This is a genomic window from Nonomuraea sp. NPDC050478 (assembly GCF_044458265.1).
GTDB lineage: Bacteria > Actinomycetota > Actinomycetes > Streptosporangiales > Streptosporangiaceae > Nonomuraea > Nonomuraea ferruginea.
The window spans coordinates 1,322,065-1,338,789 of the sequence record NZ_JBITHT010000002.1 but is presented as its reverse complement, the minus strand read 5'-3'; the positions used below and the strand labels follow the sequence as shown (position 1 = coordinate 1,338,789).

17 protein-coding genes are annotated in these 16,725 nt (G+C 72.1%); 14 read left to right on the top strand and 3 right to left on the bottom strand.

Going from position 1 to position 16,725, the window contains the following annotated elements; all coding sequences use genetic code 11:
* Positions 1-54: 54 nt before the first annotated feature.
* Entirely contained in the window at positions 55-558 is a 504-nt protein-coding gene (locus ACIBF7_RS14255; RefSeq protein ID WP_148032927.1) for an anti-sigma regulatory factor, read from the bottom strand.
* A gap of 223 nt (positions 559-781) precedes the next feature.
* On the opposite strand from ACIBF7_RS14255, the gene ACIBF7_RS14250 reads away from it, so the two are divergent.
* From ACIBF7_RS14250 to ACIBF7_RS14240, 3 genes are all read left to right on the top strand, one after another.
* The gene (locus ACIBF7_RS14250) at positions 782-1,603 is read left to right on the top strand and encodes a helix-turn-helix transcriptional regulator (RefSeq protein WP_148034773.1); all 822 of its coding nucleotides are present in this window, start codon (positions 782-784) and stop codon (positions 1,601-1,603) included.
* Complete coding sequence (locus tag ACIBF7_RS14245) at positions 1,604-1,840, top strand: DUF397 domain-containing protein (protein WP_148032926.1); 237 nt, start codon at positions 1,604-1,606, stop codon at positions 1,838-1,840.
* Positions 1,841-1,927: 87 nt separating this feature from the next.
* The gene (locus tag ACIBF7_RS14240) at positions 1,928-2,185 is read left to right on the top strand and encodes a hypothetical protein (RefSeq protein ID WP_148032925.1); all 258 of its coding nucleotides are present in this window, start codon (positions 1,928-1,930) and stop codon (positions 2,183-2,185) included.
* Positions 2,186-2,196: 11 nt separating this feature from the next.
* Here the strand turns inward: ACIBF7_RS14240 and ACIBF7_RS14235 are convergent, their stop codons facing one another.
* The gene (locus ACIBF7_RS14235; protein ID WP_148032924.1) at positions 2,197-2,781 is read right to left on the bottom strand and encodes a histidine phosphatase family protein; all 585 of its coding nucleotides are present in this window, start codon (positions 2,779-2,781) and stop codon (positions 2,197-2,199) included.
* Between the two features lie 25 nt (positions 2,782-2,806).
* Positions 2,807-3,997, bottom strand: coding sequence for a hypothetical protein (locus tag ACIBF7_RS14230; protein ID WP_271276357.1), 1,191 nt, complete (start codon positions 3,995-3,997; stop codon positions 2,807-2,809).
* Between the two features lie 49 nt (positions 3,998-4,046).
* Between ACIBF7_RS14230 and ACIBF7_RS14225 the strand changes: the two genes are divergently transcribed.
* From ACIBF7_RS14225 to ACIBF7_RS14175, 11 genes are all read left to right on the top strand, one after another.
* Entirely contained in the window at positions 4,047-4,931 is an 885-nt protein-coding gene (locus tag ACIBF7_RS14225; RefSeq protein ID WP_271276356.1) for a Gfo/Idh/MocA family protein, read from the top strand.
* 198 nt (positions 4,932-5,129) lie between these two features.
* Positions 5,130-6,068 (top strand): ABC transporter substrate-binding protein, encoded by a 939-nt coding sequence (locus tag ACIBF7_RS14220; RefSeq protein ID WP_397197244.1) that lies wholly within the window; start codon positions 5,130-5,132, stop codon positions 6,066-6,068.
* A gap of 44 nt (positions 6,069-6,112) precedes the next feature.
* Positions 6,113-7,144: a FecCD family ABC transporter permease gene (locus ACIBF7_RS14215; RefSeq protein ID WP_378525118.1), complete on the top strand. Its 1,032-nt coding sequence runs from the start codon at positions 6,113-6,115 to the stop codon at positions 7,142-7,144.
* On the top strand, positions 7,141-7,914 hold the full coding sequence (locus ACIBF7_RS14210) for an ABC transporter ATP-binding protein (protein WP_271276354.1): 774 nt from the start codon (positions 7,141-7,143) through the stop codon (positions 7,912-7,914). Before ACIBF7_RS14215 ends, ACIBF7_RS14210 begins: the two co-directional genes overlap by 4 nt.
* A complete protein-coding gene (locus tag ACIBF7_RS14205; RefSeq protein ID WP_148032920.1) occupies positions 7,911-8,564 on the top strand; it encodes an adenosylcobinamide amidohydrolase in 654 nt (217 codons plus the stop codon). The genes ACIBF7_RS14210 and ACIBF7_RS14205 overlap by 4 nt, the downstream gene beginning before the upstream one ends.
* Before the next feature lie 160 nt (positions 8,565-8,724).
* The gene (locus ACIBF7_RS14200) at positions 8,725-10,215 is read left to right on the top strand and encodes a tol-pal system YbgF family protein (protein ID WP_397197243.1); all 1,491 of its coding nucleotides are present in this window, start codon (positions 8,725-8,727) and stop codon (positions 10,213-10,215) included.
* Positions 10,215-12,098 carry a serine/threonine protein kinase gene (locus ACIBF7_RS14195; RefSeq protein ID WP_397197242.1) on the top strand — a complete coding sequence of 628 codons (1,884 nt, stop codon included), beginning with the start codon at positions 10,215-10,217 and terminating at the stop codon, positions 12,096-12,098. Before ACIBF7_RS14200 ends, ACIBF7_RS14195 begins: the two co-directional genes overlap by 1 nt.
* 89 nt (positions 12,099-12,187) lie before the next feature.
* A complete protein-coding gene (locus ACIBF7_RS14190) occupies positions 12,188-12,847 on the top strand; it encodes a response regulator transcription factor (protein WP_148032917.1) in 660 nt (219 codons plus the stop codon).
* An 86-nt stretch (positions 12,848-12,933) separates the two neighbouring features.
* Positions 12,934-15,039, top strand: a complete 2,106-nt coding sequence (locus ACIBF7_RS14185; protein WP_397197241.1) for a DUF6421 family protein — start codon at positions 12,934-12,936, stop codon at positions 15,037-15,039.
* Positions 15,036-15,665, top strand: a complete 630-nt coding sequence (locus tag ACIBF7_RS14180) for an SDR family NAD(P)-dependent oxidoreductase (RefSeq protein WP_397197240.1) — start codon at positions 15,036-15,038, stop codon at positions 15,663-15,665. Before ACIBF7_RS14185 ends, ACIBF7_RS14180 begins: the two co-directional genes overlap by 4 nt.
* Positions 15,662-16,711: a threonine aldolase family protein gene (locus ACIBF7_RS14175; RefSeq protein WP_397197238.1), complete on the top strand. Its 1,050-nt coding sequence runs from the start codon at positions 15,662-15,664 to the stop codon at positions 16,709-16,711. The genes ACIBF7_RS14180 and ACIBF7_RS14175 overlap by 4 nt, the downstream gene beginning before the upstream one ends.
* Positions 16,712-16,725: the final 14 nt, after the last annotated feature.

Here is a 16,725-nt window from a genome sequence, read left to right as displayed (position 1 = left end):
GCGTGGAACTCACCGTGAGCCATGACCATCCACGGTAGTGCAGATCACTCTCGGTCAGGAGAGGACCGCCCACACGATCTTCCCGTGGGGCGAGAGCGCGGACCAGCCCCAGCGAAGGCTCAGTGAGTCGACGATGTGGAGACCCAGGCCGCCGGTATCCAGGAGCCCAGAGTATCTCAGCGCGGGCACCGAGGACCCGGGATCGGCGAAGGCGCTGGCCACCAGGCGGCCGCGGCGCACCAGCGACATGTGCACGGGACCGAGCCCGCAGGGGTCGTCCGCGCGCAGGCCGTGCCGCAGCGCGTTCGTGGCCAGCTCGGAGACCACCAGCTCCATGTTCTCGGCCGGCTCGCTCAGGCCCCACGCGGCCAGCACCCCGGCGGCGTAGCTGCGCGCGCAGTGCACGGACGAGGCGGTGGGAGGGAGCACGAAGGTGGCGCTCGCGGACGGACCAGGCTCGAGGAGATCGCGCGCCGCCTCCGGCCACCAGCCGACAGGGGGCCACCAGTCGAACGTGGTCCACTGGCCGGCTGCCGTGGTGGATTGCACGTTGATCATTGTGCGGCAAACTCTCGTGCACTTGCAAGAGCGAATGCACGTGCAGACACGGTGTGCAAGCGCTACGGTTTCCCTTCAAAGGGTCAATCAGTGGGAAAGGGGATCTTGTCCGCGGCCCATGATCTTTCGGCCGTGAAGTGACAGACTGTGTGACAAGGAAACGACCAAGGAGCACCACGTGTCCATCGATCCGCCCGGTTCAGCTTCGACCGTTCGGCGCATCATGCTCGGTGCGAGCCTGCGGCGCCTGCGCGAGAAGCGCGGGCTCACGCGCGATCAGGCCGGATTCCACATCCGTGCCTCCGAGTCCAAGATCAGCCGTATGGAGCTCGGGCGCGTCGGTTTCAAGACACGTGATGTGGAGGACCTGCTCACGCTGTACGGCGTCATCGACAACGCCGAACGCCGTGCCCTTCTGGAGATGGTCCGAGAGGCCAACACCCCCGGCTGGTGGCAGAACTACTCGCAGGAGCTGCCGAACTGGTTCACCACCTACGTGGGGCTGGAAGAGGCCGCGAGCATGATCCGTACGTACGAGGTGCAGTTCGTGCCCGGCCTGTTGCAGACGGCCGCGTACGCACGATCAGTGATCCAGCTCGGCAATCCCGACATGTCAGCCGATCGGATAGAACGCCGTGTGCATCTGCGCATGCAACGGCAGGAGCGCTTCACCAAGAACGACGGGCCGCGCCTGTGGGCGGTCATCGACGAGGCGACGCTCAAGCGGATCATCGGCGGCCGGAAGGTCATGGCCGAGCAACTCCGGCATCTGCTGGAGGTGGCGGCCCTGCCCAACATCACCCTTCAGGTGATGCCTTTCCGATACGGCATGCACGCCGCCGAGGGGGGCGCGTTCAGCATCTTGCGGTTTCCCGAGTCCGACCTGTCGGACGTCGTCTACGTCGAACAGCTCTGGGGTGCCCTGTACCTGGACAAGCGCGAGGACATCGATCCGTACCTCACGGCCATGGAGCAGCTGTGCGTGGAGAGCACCACGCCGGGGGGCACCGTCGAGCTCATCGGCGGCCTTCTCAGAAAGATGTAGATGAATCAGACCTATAACGGCATGCCCGCCGGCGATCTGTCCGGCGTGGCGTGGCGCAAGAGCCGCTACAGCAACTCGCAGGGCAACTGCGTGGAGCTCGCGAAGCTCCCCGACGGTGGGATAGCGGTGCGCAACTCCCGCTTCCCCGACGGCCCCGCGCTGATCTACACCCGCGACGAGATCCGGGCTCTGGTGCTCGGAGTGAAGGACGGAGAATTCGACGGCCTGCTGGTGTAACGCGCTGTTAACCTCCGGCGGGCCCGCTTAACCGGGCCGCGCCGGAGGCGTAACGGCCCCACCGACTCCTCCGGGCAGGATCGGGTCATGCTCGACCAGACGACGCTCTACCCGATCGCCGACGACGTGCTGTTCGCGCCCGGCGGCAAGGTCGTGATCCGCACCTACGGCGTGGCGCCCGCGGCATCCGGCGGCTCGGTCTCGTACCGGACCTGGGTGACCGGCATCAGGGACCATCCGCGCTACTGGCGCTGGGGCCACTTCGAGGACGCCACCCGCGGGCACCGCAGTGTCCTGGAGTGGCTGACCGGGCGCGGCCCGCAGCCTGGCCAGGCGCAAGCCTGAGCCGGTGCTGGTCAGACCCCGCCGACCGGCGCGTTCCAGGTCCTGATCACCGGTTCGCCGTGCTCGAAGGCCAGCCGCGAGTACGTGCCGGTGTCCAGCTTGAACAGCCGGCCGTCCGCCGGGGGCAGGCGCAGCCAGCGCGCGGTGAGCACGCGCAGCAGATGACCGTGCGCGACCACCGCCACCCGCCCGTGGACCCGCCGGCACCGCTCGATCACCCGGTCGGCGCGGGCGCCCACCTCGGCGGCGCTCTCGCCCGGGGTGCCGCCCGGTGGGACGCCGTCGCGCCACAGGTACCAGCCGGGCCGGTCCTTCCTGATGTCGGGGGTGGTGATGCCCTCGTAGCCGCCGTAGTCCCACTCCCACAGGTCCGGATCGACCTCGTACGAGCTGAGGCCGGCCAGGTCGGCGGTGCGGGTGGCGCGCCGCGCGGGCGAGACCACGACCAGCTCGGACGGGCTCTCCCCGAGCACCGGGATGAGCGCCTTGGCCTGCTCCTCGCCGCGCGGGGTCAGCGGCACGTCGGTCCGGCCGGTGTGCCTGCCCGTCCTGCTCCACTCCGTCTCGCCGTGGCGGAGCAACACCATCTCGTCCATGGGTCCATCATCCGCCACCCCGGTTTCAGGTGGCCGGGGCGCCCTGATCGGCGTCGGCGGGAGGCTCGGACCGGCTCGCCCTGAGGAGCGGGACCGCCGCCGCCAGCACCCCCGCGGTGGCCGGCACGGCGAGCCACGACCGGCCGGCGCCGGCCAGGGCGAGCAGGGTCTCGAGGACGGACCCGACGGTCGCCGCCAGGGCGACGAGCATGACCAGCGTGCCGCCCGAGCGGCCGAGCAGCCGGGGCGGCGTGATCGCCTGCCGGTGGCTGAGCAGCGCGATCGCCGCCGTCGCCGCGCCGGCCAGCGGCAGCGCCTGGCCGAGCACGTATCCGGCGGCCCCGGACGGGAACGCGAGCAGGAGCGCGAACGGCTGGGTCGCGAGGACGGCGAACCACGCCAGCCGGAGTGCGCCCACGCGGCGGTGCAGCATGACCGCGGCCAGCGCGCCCACCAGGGGCGGCGCGAGCATGGTGACGAGGTCCCATCCGTCCGCCAGCCCGTCCGGCCGCGGGGCGTCGATCAGCTGCCCCAGGGCCGCCAGCGCGACGAGATAGCCGGCGATCGCGGCGAGCACCGGATGCCGGAGCGTGAACCGCACCCCGGCCACCGCCTCCGGCCACACCCCCTCCCTCGGCGGCGCCGGATCCTCGGGCACGTCCACGTACCGGAACAGCAGCGCCGAGACCGCGAACCCCACCGCCGGCACCACGAGCACGACCACGACGGCCGCCGTGGACGGCAGCCCCGTGGTGACGGCGAAGCCGAACGTCCCCACCGACGCGATCCCGTACAGCCACGCGTTGACCGGGACGAACCGGTGCCGCCCGGTCACCGCCGGCAGATAGGCCTCCAGCGCCAGCGCGCCCGTGACGGCCACCAGGGTGACGGCCCCGATCGCCAGCGTGACGTGAGCCGTCGTGACGGCGCCGGCCAGTGCGGCGACCGCGAGCGAGCCGAGCGCGACCGCCCCCGCCACCCCCGACCAGACCAGCGCCGACCGGCGTGCCGCCCGGTCCACGAGCACCCCCATCGGCACCGGCAGCAGGAACGCCAGCAGCCCGGCCGGCAGGATCACCAGCCCCAGGGATTGGAAGCCTCCCTCGCCCAGGAACATGAGGGTGACACCGACCAGGCTCGCGTCGGCCCACAAGGCCATCTGGAGGACCGTGCCGCCCGCGACATAGCGGGCGAGCGGCCGGCTGGAAGTGATCATCAAGGCATCCTTCCACCGCGGCCCTTCGAGTAGGGTCACGAATCGACTCATGATCGTGCGAAAGGGGATCGCGATGGAGCCGGTGGCGGTCGGTCTGGTCGGGGCGGGCCCGTGGGCGGAGATGGCGCACGCGCCGATGCTGGCCGCCGGCCCGCACACCAGGCTCGCCGGGGTCTGGGCGCGCAGGCCCGAGGCGGCCGCGCGGCTCGGCGCGCCCGTGTTCGAGCGGGTGGAGGAACTGTTCGACGCGTGCGAGGCGGTCGCGTTCTGCGTGCCGCCCGCGGTCCAGGCCGAGCTGGCGGTACGGGCCGCGCGGGCGGGCAAGGCGCTGCTGCTGGAGAAGCCGCTCGGCGACTCCCTGGAGAGCGCGCGGCGGGTCGCCGACGCGGTCGCCGAGTCGGGCGTGCCGAGCCAGATGGTGCTCACCCTGCGGTACGCGGCCGGCACCCGGGCCTTCCTGGACCGGTGCCGGGAGATCGAGCCGTTCGGCGGGCACGCCGCCAACATCTCCGGCTCCCTCGTCGGCGACCACCCGTTCGCCACCCCGTGGCGGCTGGAACGCGGGGCGCTGCTCGACGCGGGGCCGCACATGGTGGACCTGATGGACGCCGCGCTCGGCCGGATCACCGGGGTGCGCGCGCACGGCGACCCGCTGCGCTGGGCGGGGCTGCTGCTGGAGCACGAGGGCGGCGCGGTCAGCGAGGTGTCGCTGAGCCAGGCCGCCGTCGGAGACCTGCCGCCCGCGAGCGTGGCCGTGTACGGCGGGAAGGGCGTCGCGGTGCTGGCGTCCGGCGGCGGCGACGCGTTGCCCCGGGTGGCCGAGGAGTTCGCCAGGACGGTGCGGCAGGGCGGCGGCCACCCGCTCGACGCCGCCCGCGGCCTCCGCGTCCAGGAGGTGCTCGAAGAAGCGGAATCACAGCTCCGTACCCCTTGACGCGGGCGCCTCCAGGAGGATTGATAGCGTTTGTCCGACGCGCAGTGCTGCAGCGAAGTCCGGTGCGAGTCCGGCGCTGTCCCGCAACTGTCATAGCCAGGTCGCCTGCCTCTGCGTGACGTCATCAACCCTCGTGGAAAAGGGTGATCCGTCGCTCATCGCGGGTCTCTCGGTTCCGACAGTGTGAAAGGACTACTCGTGAGGCCCGTACGCAAGGCGCTCGCGGGCGCGCTGCTGGGAACGCTCGTCCTGGCCGCATGCGGCCAGACCGGCACGACAGCCACCTCCGCCCCCGCCACCAGCCAGGCCGGCGCCGGCTTCCCCGTGACGGTGGAGGCCGCCAACGGCGAGATCACCGTCGAGAAGAAGCCGGAGCGGATCGTCTCCCTGTCGGCCGCCCACACCGAGACGCTGTTCGCCATCGGCGCCGGCCCCCAGGTGATCGCCGTCGACGACCAGTCGAACTACCCGCCCGAGGCCCCCAGGACCGACCTGTCGGGCTTCAAGCCGAACGTCGAGGCCATCGTCGCCCAGAAGCCCGACCTGGTCGTGGTCTCCGACGACATGGACCAGGTGATCGCCGGGCTGGCCAAGCTGAACGTCCCCGTGCTGTGGGAGCCGTCCGCCAAGACCCTCGACGAGGCGTACGACGAGATCACCGACCTCGGCGCGGCCACAGGCAACCTGGAGAAGGCCGAGGAGGTGGTCACCACCATGCGGACCACCCTGGACCAGCTCGCCGCCGACGCCCCCAAGGGCAAGGGCCTGACCTACTACCACGAGCTCGACCAGACCCCGTACGCGGCCACGTCCACGACCTTCATCGGCCAGATCTACGCCATCTTCGGCCTCACCAACATCGCCGACAAGGCCCCGGACGCGGCGGGCGGCTACCCCAAGCTGTCCACCGAGTTCATCGCCCAGGCCGACCCCGACCTGATCTTCCTGGCGGACGTGAAGTGCTGCCAGCAGAACAAGGAGGCGCTCGCCAAGCGGCCCGGCTGGAAGAACCTGTCCGCCGTCAAGAACGACCTGGTGATCGAGCTCGACGACGACATCGCCTCCCGCTGGGGGCCGCGCGTCGCCGACCTGGCGCGGACCGTCGGTGACGCGGTCGCGAAGGCGGCCTCCGAATAGTGCTCGCCGAGCAGGCCACCGGGAGGACCGAAGGGCGGGACCCGGTGGCGCACGTCAAGCCCGCCAGAGCCCGGCCGGTGTGGCTGGCCGGGGCGCTGGCGCTGCTGGCCGTCGTCATGATCGCCGGCCTGCTGGGCGGCGCCGCCGACATCGCGCCCTGGCAGGTCGTCCTCCAGGTGGCCGACTGGCTGCCGTTGGTGTCGGCCGACGCCGGGCTGACGCCCGTCGAGCAGGGGCTGCTGTACGAGCTGCGGCTGCCCAGGGTGCTGCTGGCGGCCGTGGTCGGCGGGCTGCTGGCCATGGCCGGAGCCGGCTACCAGGGCGTCTTCCGCAACCCGCTGGCCGACCCTTACCTGCTGGGCGCCGCGGCGGGGGCAGGGCTGACCACGACCGTGGCCGTCGTGCTGCTGCCGGGGTCCGCGCTCACCACCCCCGTCGCGGCGTTCGCGGGCGCGGTCGGCGGCGTGTTCCTCGCCTACGGGCTGGGCAGCGCCGCCGGCCGGACCGGTGGCACGGCCACGCTGGTGCTGGCCGGGGTGGCCGTCACCTCGTTCCTCACCGCGATCCAGACGTTCGTGCAGCAGCTCGGGGTGGAGGAGCTGCGGCGCGTCTACTCCTGGATCCTGGGCGACGTCGGCGGCGGCTGGGAGCAGGTCCGGCTCGTGCTGCCGTACGCGGTCGTCGCCGCGGCGGTGCTGCTGGCGCACGGGCGGATGCTCGACGTGCTGGCCGTCGGCGACGAGGAGGCCGGGGCGCTCGGCGTGCGGGCCACCCGGGTCCGGTTCGTGGTGCTGCTGGCCGCCTCCCTGGCCACGGCCGCGGCGGTGGCGGTGAGCGGGCTGATCGGGTTCGTCGGCATCGTCGTGCCGCACGCGGTGCGCCGGCTGGCCGGCGGCTCCTACCGCAGCGTGCTGCCGCTGTCGCTGATCGGCGGCGCCGCGTTCCTGGTCCTCGCCGACCTGCTCGCGCGCACCGTCATCGCCCCCGCCGAGCTGCCGATCGGAGTCGTCACCATGTTCGTGGGCGCGCCGTTCTTCGTGGCCGTGCTGCGCATGACGCGGGGGACCGCCACATGATCCGGGTCAAGGGGCTGTCGGTACGGCTCGGCGGGCGCGAGGTGCTCGACGGGGTGGACGTCGACGTGTCGCGGGGCGAGTGGCTCGCGGTCGTCGGGCCCAACGGCGCCGGCAAGTCCACGCTGCTGAAGGCCGTCATGGGCGTGCTCGCCCACCGGGGCGAGGTGGTCCTCGACGACCGGCGGGGGAGCGGGCTCAAGCCGCGCGAGCGGGCCAGGCTGGTCGCCTACGCGCCGCAGACCCCCGCGCTGCCGCCCGACATGACGGTCTTCGACTACGCGCTGCTCGGCCGTACCCCGTACATCCCGTACTTCGGGCGGGAGAGCCGCAGGGACCGGGAGATCACCGCGGGTGTGCTGGCGCGGCTGGGACTGACCGGGTTCGCCGCCCGCAGGGTCGGCGAGCTGTCCGGCGGCGAGCGGCAGCGGGTGGTGCTCGCCCGCGCGCTCGCCCAGCAGGCGCCGGTACTGCTGCTCGACGAGCCCACCACCGCGCTCGACCTCGGGCACCAGCAGCAGGTGCTGGAGCTGGTGGACCGGCTGAGGACCGCCGACGGCCTCACCGTGATCACCACGCTGCACGACCTGACCCTCGCCGGCCAGTACGCCGACACGCTCCTGCTGCTGGCCGGCGGCCGGTCCGTGGCGCGGGGCAGACCGGCCGAGGTGCTCACCGGCGCCCTCGTCGGCGAGCACTTCGACGCCCGTGTCATGATCGAGCCGGGCCCCGGCGGGCGGCCCGTCGTGCACCTGGTCAGGGGAGAGACGTGAAGCTCGGCTACCGCGTCGAGGACGGCGACCGGCTCGGTTCGCTGCTGTGGGAGTTCGGGCCGGGCTGGCGGATGATCTCCTCGGCGATGCTCGGCGGCGGCATCGGGCCGCGCACATGGGTGCTGAACGCCCAGGTCGTGGCCGGCTACGCGCGCATGGACCCGGTCGACCACCTGGCCGGGCTGGGGCCGGGCGGCGACGGCGTCGGCATGATGACGGCGGCCTCCGTCGACCGCTACACCAGCGCCGCCGACGGCGGGGCCGAGGCCGTGGCCACGGTCGGGTTACGCGTGCCGACCTGGGCGGCGGCCCCCGAAGGCGCGGCCGACCCGGAGCTGGCCCCGATGGTCGGCACCGTCAACATCGTCGCCACGCTGCCGGTGGCGATGACGGACGCCGCCCTGGTCAACGCCGTCATGACGATGACCGAGGCCAAGACGCAGGCCCTGCTGGAGGCGGGCTACCCGTGCACCGGCACCGCCTCGGACGCGGTCTGCCTCGCCGTGCCGGACTCCGGCCCGCAGGAGTTGTTCTGCGGGCCCCGCTCCGAGTGGGGCGCCCGGCTGGCCCGCGCCGTCCACGCCGCCGTCAGGCAGGGCGCGGTGTCGTGGCGTCCCGGCTACCGGAAGCCGGGGACCGAACTGAGTTGATCTTGAACAAGGTGTAACGCCGCCCGGCTTTCGCGCGATAGGGCCTCGTGAGGGGTTCATGCGTCGGGGGAAGTACTGCAACCGCTTCGTCACACGCGGATCTATTGACTTACGACAGGTGATTGGGACCCTTGTTCTGACCCTTCGTGCGGGAGCGGTGATGGCGCGTCTCACAGTGCTGGCGGGCGGTGTCGTGGTGACGGTCGCCCTGCTCGCCATACCCGCGACGGCCCACGAGCATCCCAGCGGCATCACCGATCTGGTGACCCCCGCCGTGGTGCGCGTCGAGGCGGTCTCCCACGTCGAGATCACGCTCCTCGACCACGTCAGCCAGCTGCGTCACGTGGAGCGTTCCTACGATTTCCCCATCGGCCAGGGCACCGGCATCGTCGTCAACCCCGACGGCGCGATCGTCACGCTCACCAGCGTGGTCAAGACCGACGACGAGGACGTCGCCGTGCGGGCGGCCAACAAGGTGTTCGCCGAGCACCACGACGTGAAGGTCCCGCAGGACGACAAGCGCCACTCGGTGGACGACGACCCGATACTCGACCGCCACCTCAAGGACTGCTACCCGCCGAAGAGGTCCACCGCGACCTGCATCATCGACGTCACCACCGACATCACGATCTTCCCGAACGTCTCGCCCGCCGACACCGACGGCTTCAAGGCCGAGCTGGTGCGGGCCGGTTCCGGCCCCGACGCCCCGGCCGTGCTGATGCCCGTCGCCCGCGCCGTCGGCAGCGTCGGCATGCCCACCGCCCCGCTCGCCGAGCAGGTGCCCGACCAGCAGGGCGCGCCCACCAGCGTGGCCGGCTTCCTCGGCCGACCCGGCCCCGACGTGCAGACCACCGTCGAGATCGCCCACCTGGGCAAGGGCGGCGGCGCCGGCGAGAAGGGCCGGCCGTTCGGCGACCCGGACAAGAAGGTCGACGAGCCCGCCAAGCTGGGCGGCCTGGCCGACCGCGGCCTGGCCGGCGCCCCCGTCATCGGCGACAAGGACGGCCACGTCGTCGGGCTGCTCATCGGCGGCGGCAAAGAAGCCAAGATGATCGGCGTACGGGAGATCACCTCGACCCTGTCGAAGGCCGGCATCGCGGCGCGCAGGGGAGCGATCGACGCCGCCTTCGAGGCGGCGCTGACCCGCTACCACACCAAGTACTACACCGAGGCCGCGCCGGGCTTCCAGCGCGTCCTGGAGCTCTACCCGGGCAACGTGGTGGCCGCCGACCTGCTCAAGGTCGCGCTCGCCAAGCGGGGCGGCCCGGAGGACGAGGGCACCAAGCGGACGGTCGCGCCGGCCTCCTCCGGCCTGCCGCTGTGGCCGTTCATCGTCGCGGCGAGCGTGCTGTTCCTCGCCGCGGCCGTGGGCGCGTTCCTGCTGTGGCGGCGCCACCGGGCCGGAGACCGGGCCGACGACCACGGGCAGGCCCCGCCGCTCGTCCCCCCGCAGCAGGCGTACGACGAGGGCGCCGACCAGACGGTCATGGTGCGCAGATCGCCGCAGTTCACGGCGGTCCCGCAGCAGCAGCAGCAGCAGGTGCTGACCGCGCAGGAGTCCTCGGTCAAGTTCTGCACGGCCTGCGGCATGCGGCTCGGCCAGGCGCACCGGTTCTGCGGCTACTGTGGCCAGCCCATCGAGACGTCGTGATGCACGTGAACGACAGGGCGCTCATCGGTCAGGAGGTGGCCGGCTACTACGTCGAGGACATCATCGGCAAGGGCGGCATGGCCGTCGTCTACCTGGCGCTGGACCCGAGGCTGAGCCGCCGCGTCGCCCTGAAGATCCTCAACCCGGTGCTGAGCGTCGACGACCGGTTCCGCCAGCGGTTCATCCTGGAGTCCCGCACGGTCGCCAGCATCGAGCACCCCAACATCATCCCCATCTACGAGGCCAACGCCGACGCCGACGGCGTCCTCTACATCGCGATGCGCTACGTCGACGGGCTCGACCTGCGCCGGCTCATCTACGACCGGGGTCCGCTGCCGCTCGACCAGGGCACCAGGATCTTCGCCCAGGTGGCCGCCGCCCTCGACACCGCGCACGCGCACGACCTGATCCACCGCGACGTGAAACCGGCCAACATCCTGCTGGCCGCCGACCATGTCTACCTCACCGACTTCGGCATCACCAAGCACCGCACGTCGATCTCCGGGCTGACGCAGACCGACCAGTTCATCGGCACGCCCCGCTACATGTCGCCCGAGCAGATCAACAAGGAGCACATCGACGGCCGGGCCGACCAGTACGCCCTGGCGTGCGTGGTGTACGAAGGGTTGTCGGGGCGGCTGCCGTTCCAGCGCGACAACGACATCGCGCTGCTGTGGGCGCACCTGGCCGAGCAGCCGGTGCCGCTGACGCAGCTGCGGCCTGAGCTGCCGCTGGAGGTCGACGGGGTGATGATGCGGGCCCTGGCCAAGGCGCCCGAGCAGCGCTTCCCGTCCTGCGCGGCGTTCATCGTGGCGCTGCGCGAGGCGATCACCGGCTCGCCCGCCGACTCGGGCGCCTTCACCGGCCCCCGCACCGGCCCGGGAACCGGCTACGGCTCCGGTCCCCACTCGGGTCCCCACTCCGGCCCGCACTCGGGTCCCCATTCGGGTCCCCATTCGGGTCCCCATTCGGGTCCCCATTCGGGTCCCCATTCGGGTCCCCATTCGGGTCCCCATTCGGGTCCCCACTCCGGCCCGCACTCCGGCCCGCATTCGGGCGCGCGGCCTGTCGGCGTCGGCCCCGGTCCGGGCGCGCACTACGGTCCCGGTCCTGGTTCCGGCTCGCACTCCGGTCCCGGCACGGGTCCCGGTTCCGGCCCGCACTCCGGTCCCCATCCCGGCTCCCCGTACGGTTACGGGGAGGGGCCGCACACCGGACCCGGCAGCAGCGGGCCGGCGACGGGCCCGGGGACCGGCGTGTCCGCGCGCCCCGCGCGCCGCCCCGGCAGGCTGCCCATCGTCGCGGCCACCCTCACCGCGGCGGTCGCCGCGCTGGCGCTGGTCGTGATGATCGTCTTCATGCAGCGCGGCGAGTCGTGGACGCGTTTCCAGGACACCGCCGCCGCCCCGGTCACGTTCGAGTACCCGGCCGGCTGGACCGCCCGCACGCACGCCGACCTGTTCGCGATCGCCTCGCCGCGGGCCGCCGAGTTCGAGTCGATGTTCGTCTCCGGCGCCAGCGCCGACTGGTCGCAGGTGAACAAGGTCATCACCGGCGACCCGGAGAACGCCGTGGGCGTGTACGTCCAGGTGTCCGACACGCTCGACGCGGGCGCCTCCCGTGAAGAGATGAAGGCCATGATGGAGGGCCTGCTGCCGGGCGAGGTCCAGGTGACGGCCCCGGTGCCCGACCGGGCGGGCAACAGCGACGCGACCCGCTACGACGGCACCCTGCGCGACCGCAACAGCGGCAACCAGCTGGGCTTCGTCAGCTACGTCATCGCCCACCGGCCCAAGCCGGTCCTGGTCCTGTACTTCTGCGCGCAGCACCGCTGCGACGACGAGACCCAGGTGCGGGTGCGCCAGAGCGTGCAGGTCTCCTGACCATCCGCTTGCACCTGACTTGCGTACGGCTTGACCTGCCTGTTCGGCGCCTGTTCACGAGCCCCCGCGACCTTTACCCTTCGGGAACTGTGGGCATCAAAATCGTGATCGTGGACGACCAGGCGATGGTCAGGGCAGGGCTGCGCATGGTCGTGGAGAGCGACCCGGGCATGGAGGTCGTCGGCGAGGCCGCCGACGGCCGTGAGGCGATCGCCGTGGCCCGGCGCGTGAGGCCGGACATCGTGCTGATGGACATCTCCATGCCGCGCCTCGACGGGCTGAGCGCGACCAGGGAACTGCTCGAAACCCCGTCGCCGCCGAAGGTCATCACGCTGACGACGTTCGACACCGACGAGAACCTGTGGGCGGCGCTGCGCGCCGGCACCAGCGGGTTCCTGCTGAAGGTGTCGCCGCCGGAGCAGCTCATCGAGGCCATCCGCATCGTGCACGCCGGCGACGCGCTGCTCGACCCGGCCGTCACCAGCCGGGTGATCGCCTCGTTCGCGGGCCGGTCGGAGCCGACGCCGTCGCCCAGGCTGTCGGAGCTGACGCCGCGCGAGCTGGAGGTGCTGCGCCTGCTCGCCCGCGGGCTCACCAACGCCGAGATCGCCGGGCAGCTGTACGTGGGCGAGGCCACGGTCAAGACGCACGTGGCGCGGGTGCTCATGAAACTGGCCCTGCGCGACCGGGCCCAGGCGGTCGTGTTCGCGTACGAGTCGGGCGTGGTGCGGCCCGGCACCGCGGCCTGATCTCAGCATGCGAGAGGGTTTGGCGGGGGATTCGGGTCGTATGTGTATATTTTTCGTCATAAGGCGGTAGCGACAGGAGATATTTCATGCACGCGTTCCCCAGGGTGCTGTTCGACGAGGCCCACAGCGAGTCGTGGACCATCCGGCGCGAGGTCGCCGAGGCCGTGAACCCCGCACACCCCGACGACTCCAGCTACGCCCGCGCCGCCGAGCTGCTGCGCCACCTCGGCCACACGGTGACCGCCCACGCCGAGGGCCCGCTCGACCCTGGAACGCTCCGCGACCACGACGTGCTGGTCATCGCCCACCCGGCGGGTGAGCGCTGGGAGCGCACCACCGGCGGGGGCGGCCCGCTGCTCTCCCCGCGGGAGCTGGACGCCGTGCGTGACTTCGTCGCCGAGGGCGGCGGGCTCGTCGTGCTGGCCGAGGAGGAGCAGGACAAGTACGGCAACAACCTGGCCGAGCTGCTCGCCCGCTTCGGCGTGACCGTCCAGCACACCACCGTGCGCGACCCGCGCCACGCCCACCGCGGCGTCGCCTCCTGGGTCGTCGCCCCGCCCGCCACCGGCGACGGGCTGCTCGCCGGGGTCAAGGCCGCCTGCTTCTACCGCTCCGGCGTGCTCACCACCCAAGACGCCCCCACCCAAGACGCCCCCACCCAAGACGCCACCGCCCAGGACGCCACCGTCCTGTTCGCCACCTCCCCTGACGCGGACCCGGCGGGCGCGCCGCTGGCCGTGGCGCTCCCGTACGGGCAGGGCAGGGTCGTGGTGTTCGCCGACTCCGACCTGTTCGGCGACGACTCCATCGACGACTACGACCACCGCACGCTGTGGGGCAACGTCATCACCTGGGCCGCCCGCGTGCCGGCCGACGCGCCGGCCGCCGCGGCGGGGTCCGGTCCCAAGGCCGCGCTGTTCGGCGAGCTCAAGGCCCTGGTCGAGGAGCTGCGGCCGCTCCAGGTCAAGGACGGGTCGGTGCCGGAGGAGAAGGGCCGGGCCAAGGAGCTGGTCGCCGCCGTCGCCGCCAAGGTGGGCGAGCTGGCGCCGCACTTCCCGCACGACGCCGCGTACCTCGAAGCCGTCCAGGACGACCTCGCCCGGTGGGCCGGGCAGGACCTCGGCGTGCCCGACTTCCTCGCCTCGCTCGACCGGTTCCACCCCGACACCCAGCGCGTCGACGGCCTCGAACACCTCGTCGTGTTCCCCATGTACACCCAGAACGGCAACCCCGACCGCAACCTGGAGGCCGTCTGGATCCGTACGATCTGGCCGGACTGGCTGGCCGAGCTGGAGGCCGGCGGCTACGACAACCCCATGTTCGTGCCGATCGCGTTCGAGGACTTCACCTCCGGCTACGACACCCACTCGGCCGTGCTCTTCCCCGAGACGGTCGCGGTCCGGCAGGCGCCCGCCCGCTTCACCTGGGGCGGCATCTTCGCCGACCGCGAGTCCGCCCGGTTCCGCCGGGTGTCCAGGGCCGCCGTCGACACGCTCAAGCTCGACCTGCCGCCGGACGCCGCCCGCCTGCTCGCCTCGCAGCGGCTCGCCCAGGACACGTTCGTGCTGTGGGACCTCGTGCACGACCGCACGCACAGCCACGGCGACCTGCCGTTCGACCCGTTCATGATCAAGCAGCGGATGCCGTACTGGCTGTACGCGCTGGAGGAGCTGCGCTGCGACCTGACCGCGTTCGGCGAGGCCGTCAAGCTGGAGCGGCGGGGCGTGCCGCACGCCCGGTACGTCCAGCACGCGATCCTGTTCGACCGGCTGTTCCGGTTCCCGATCACCGGCCCCCGGGTGCGCAACTACGACGGGCTCGGCGGCCAGCTGCTCTTCGCCTACCTGCACCGCAACGACATCGTGCGGTGGACCGACAACCGCCTGTCCGTCGACTGGGACCGGGTCGCCGGCGGCGTCGCCGACCTGCGCGGCGAGGTGGAGAAGCTCTACCGCGACAGCATCGACCGCTCCAAGGTGGCCCACTGGCTGGCCGCGCACGAGCTGGTGAGCGCCTACGTCGCGCCCGACCCTTACTCCCTCTGGGCCAGGGGCGTCGACGCGCTGCCCGCCGAGCAGAAGGCGAAGGTGGACGCGGTGCTCCCCGACGAGTTCCCCCTGAGCATGTTCTACGAGGCGCTGCGCCGTAAGCTGGCCGATGTGGTCGAGTCGACGAGGGGGATCAGGGCATGATCATTCTGGTCACGGGGGCCGCCGGCCCCACCGGCGCCGCCGTCCGCGAACACTTCGCCAAGCAGGGCCACACCGTGATCGGCGTCGACAAGCACGACGTCGACCTGCTCGACCGCACCGCCGTCGAGGCCCTCGCCGCCCGCATCGAGGCCGAGCACGGCCACGTCGACGGCGTCGTCCACCTCGTCGGCGGCTGGCGCGGCGCGTCCACCTTCGCCGAGATCGACCTCGCCGACTGGGACACGCTGCACGACCTGCTCGTCCGCACCCTCCAGCACGTCTCGCTGGCCTTCGAGCCGCTCCTGCGCAAGAGCGCGAACGGCCGGTTCGTGATCGTCTCCGCGAAGGCCGCCCAGCGACCCACCGCCGGCGGCGCCCCCTACGCCGCGGCCAAGGCCGCCGCCGAGGCGTGGACCCTCTCGCTCGCCGACGCGCTGCGCGACACCTCGTCCGCGGCCGTCATCCTCGTCGTCAAGGCCCTGGTCAACGACGCCATGCGGGCGGCCAAGCCGAAGGCGGCGTTCGCCGGGTTCACCGACGTGCGCGACCTCGCCGAGGCGATCGGCCGCCTCTACGACCAGCCCGCCACCCAGCTCAACGGCACCAGATTGGACCTCACCACGTGACCGTCCGGCACGACCCCCGGCTCAAGGGCTTCGCCAGCGACAACTACGCCGGAGTGCACCCGGAGATCCTCCAGGCCATCGCCGACGCCAACGGAGGCCACCAGACCTCCTACGGCGACGACGTCTACACCGAGGCGCTGCAGGAGGTCTTCCGGCGACACTTCGGCGACAAGGCGCGGGCCTGGCCGGTCTTCAACGGCACCGCCGCCAACGTCGTCTCGCTGCGCGCGATGACCGCCCACTGGGAGGCGGTCGTCTGCGCCGAGACCGCCCACATCAACACCGACGAGGGCGGCGCCCCCGAGGTCGCCGGCGGCATCAAGCTGCTGACCGTCCCCACGCCCGACGGCAAGCTCACCCCCGAGCTGATCGACCGGCAGGCGTGGGGGTTCGGCGACGTGCACCGCGCCCAGCCCAAGGTGGTGTCCATCTCCAACACCACCGAGCTCGGCACCGTCTACACCCCCGGCGAGATCGCCGCGATCTGCGCGCACGCGCACGACCTCGGCCTGCTCGTCCACCTCGACGGCTCCCGCCTCACCAACGCCGCCGCCGCGCTCGACGTGCCGCTGCGGGCGCTCACCACCGACGCCGGCGTCGACGTGCTCTCCTTCGGCGGCACGAAGATCGGGCTGCTGTACGGGGAAGCGGTCGTGGTGCTCAACCCCGGGGCGGCCACCGGCGTCGACTACATCCGCAAGACGTTCATGCAGCTGTCGTCCAAGATGCGGTTCGTCTCGGCGCAGTTCGAGGCGCTGCTCACGGACGATCTGTGGCTGCGCAACGCGCGCCGGGCCAACGCCATGGGACGGCGGCTCGCCGAGGCCGTCAGGGACCTGCCCGGCGTCGAGGTGCCGCGCCCGGTCGAGGCCAACGCGGTCTTCGCGATCCTGCCGAAGGACGTCACCGCCCGGCTGCAGAAGCGCTTCCGCTTCTACACCTGGAACGAGTCCACCGGCGAGGTCCGTTGGATGTGCGCCTGGGACACCACCGAGGACGACGTCGACGCCTTCGCCGCCGCACTCGCGGAGGAACTCGGCGCCTGAGCCCGGTGACGGGA